Origin of the sequence: Bacillus sp. UNC125MFCrub1.1, assembly GCF_000701305.1 — a bacterium.
GTDB classification, from domain to species: Bacteria; Bacillota; Bacilli; order Bacillales; family Bacillaceae; genus Bacillus; species Bacillus altitudinis.
This window is the reverse complement of record NZ_JNIG01000002.1, coordinates 1-2,468: the sequence shown is the minus strand read 5'-3', so window position 1 is coordinate 2,468 and position 2,468 is coordinate 1. Positions and strand designations below refer to the sequence as shown.

At 33.3% G+C, this 2,468-nt stretch carries 2 protein-coding genes; both read left to right on the top strand.

The features are described from left to right. Window positions 1–302 precede the first annotated feature (302 nt). The gene (locus N521_RS00125; protein WP_035389165.1) at window positions 303–1,325 is read left to right on the top strand and encodes a protein rep; all 1,023 of its coding nucleotides are present in this window, start codon (window positions 303–305) and stop codon (window positions 1,323–1,325) included. Window positions 1,326–1,614: 289 nt separating this feature from the next. Next, window positions 1,615–2,343 (top strand): hypothetical protein, encoded by a 729-nt coding sequence (locus N521_RS00115; protein ID WP_035389161.1) that lies wholly within the window; start codon window positions 1,615–1,617, stop codon window positions 2,341–2,343. The last annotated feature ends 125 nt before the right edge of the window (window positions 2,344–2,468 follow it).

Genomic DNA, 2,468 nt, shown 5'->3' with positions numbered 1-2,468 from the left:
AAAAAAATCTCCCCCTGCGGGGAAATTTGGTTTATTCTTTGGTTTTTTAGGTTTTGAGGTTTTGGTTTTTAAAAAGATGGCGATTCCGCCAGCTTTTTGGGCGATTTTGACGGAGTCAGAATCGTGTCTTTTCTTATCTTGATACATATAGAAACACTGTCATTTCGAAAAAATAGAATAAATACAGTGATATCAATGGTTCAAAGGCATTTTGACAGGTAAAAACTCCATCTGCTATTATTAAGTCACCACAACAAAAATAATAGAGTGCTAGAGGACTAGCTTCAGAAGGAGTTTTTATTTTGACATATTCATCTGAATCGAATTATAGCATCCTTCAGGACAAAACCGCAACAGGTAAAAAGCGGGATTGGAAAGGAAAAAAGATGCGATCTTCACTAATGTCATTTCATTATGAAGGGCTTGAAAAGCGTATCGGTGCGCCTTACTACGGAAAAAAGGCAGAGAAGATATCTAATTGTGCCGAATGTCTTACGTTTAAAAGAGAAAAAGAAACAGGCAGACTTAAATTATATCAAGCTTATTTTTGTAAAGTGAGGTTGTGCCCTATGTGTGCATGGCGAAGGTCTTTAAAAATTGCTTATCACAATAAGTTGATTGTGGAAGAAGCAAACAGGAAATATAAGCCTGCATGGATATTCCTCACGTTAACAGTTAAAAATGTTGAAGGGGATCAATTGAGACAAACAATTACAGATATGATGCAAGGTTATAGAAAGCTGTTTCAATATAAGAAAGTGAAAACTGGGACACTTGGTTTTTTTAGAGCTTTAGAGATAACAAAAAATCATAAAGAAAATACATATCACCCACATTTTCATGTGCTTATCCCTGTAAAGAGAAATTACTTTGGTAAAAGTTATATTAAGCAAGCAGAGTGGACAAGCTTTTGGAAGAAGGCAATGAAATTGGATTACACACCGATTGTGCATGTGCAGCGTGTCAAAGGAAAAAAGGGGATCGATGCGGAAGCCATTGAAAAAGAAGTGCGCGAAGCAATAGAAGAACAAAAAGCGATTCTTGAAATTTCTAAGTATCCAGTCAAGGATACGGATGTGATACGTGGGAATGAAGTGACCGAGGAGAATTTGGATACGGTCTATTACTTGGATGATGCATTAAGTGCAAGGCGTTTAATCGGTTACGGGGGGATCTTGAAGGAGATCCACAAGGAACTCAATTTGACGGATGCTGAGGACGGGGATCTTGTCAGAATTGAAGAAGATGATGATGAGGTTGCGAATGAGACATTTGAAGTTATGGCTCATTGGCATGTTGGTATTAAAAATTACATAATTAATTAAAAAAGCAGACATTAGTCTGCTTTTTTCTTTTTTAAGTGTAGATATATATATATTAATAAATCAATAGTTAGCAATATTAAACCAATTATTAATGTATATTTAAAAAAAATATGACTTGAGTAACCTCCTATATATATTATGTGTAGGAATATGAAGAGAAATCCGATTATTGAAAGGATTTTTTGTGTTTTTAGCATGTTTTATCTCCTTATTATTTCATAAAAATGTATTGTTTATTCTACTATCCTTATTTATCATTAAACTATCAATTGGTAAAGGTGGAAAAATGATGAAAAAAATTCTTTTGTGTTTCATGTGTTTAGTTTTATTAATACCATTCAGTACTTCAAATGTTGCTGAAGGTGCTTCTAGGAATGGATTAATTGATGATTATATTAATATCAATTATGTTAAAAAGGAGGGTAAGAATCTTAAGATTAATTATACAGTCAAGAAAACACCTCAAATTATAACTACTTATACTATTAGGTCTTATTGGCGTCTTAATGATAACAAGAAGAGTTCTGTAACAGCAACTTTGAAAAAAACAAAAGGTACTTATATTTTGAGATTGAAGCCTAAAACTGAGTTGATTGGTCCACAATATGTAGAAGTTAAAGCTAGTCTTGGAGGAAAATATAACCAGGTTAAAAGAGTACGGACATTTTACAAATATCCTCCTGCTGAAACAAGAACACATACAATTTCTAAAAAGGAAGCTATTGCTAAGCATTTTATGATTACTGGTGCTGCTTTTGCATTTAATTTAGCATCTAAACGAAGCCCTTATGGTATAGTTTTAAAGTTAGCTTCCTATGGAATAGCTGGAACTTATACATTAAAAAGTTTGAATGTTGTTGGAGGTTATCCATCTCCGGCAGCTGGACAGTATATTAGGACGAAGACCTCTTATAATACTAAAGGTATGAAAATAACTGTGAAAATGTGGACTAATAAGCAGTCTTATAAAAAAGGTGTTAAGCCAATTTATACTTATAGTCATACACATCCTTGGTAATACAGGAATTATCGTTTGTTTCAATGGATCCTTTCAAAGCGAGCATGAGATTTTCATCTCGCTTTTTTTATCGATATGATAGATGAAAATTATTTTTTGTTTGCGGTATCCGCAAGCATTTTTTT

Excerpts from the sequence above, each read along its gene's own strand:
- N521_RS00115 (WP_035389161.1), top strand. The coding sequence starts at position 1,615 with ATGAAAAAAATTCTTTTGTGTTTCATGTGTTTAGTTTTATTAATACCA.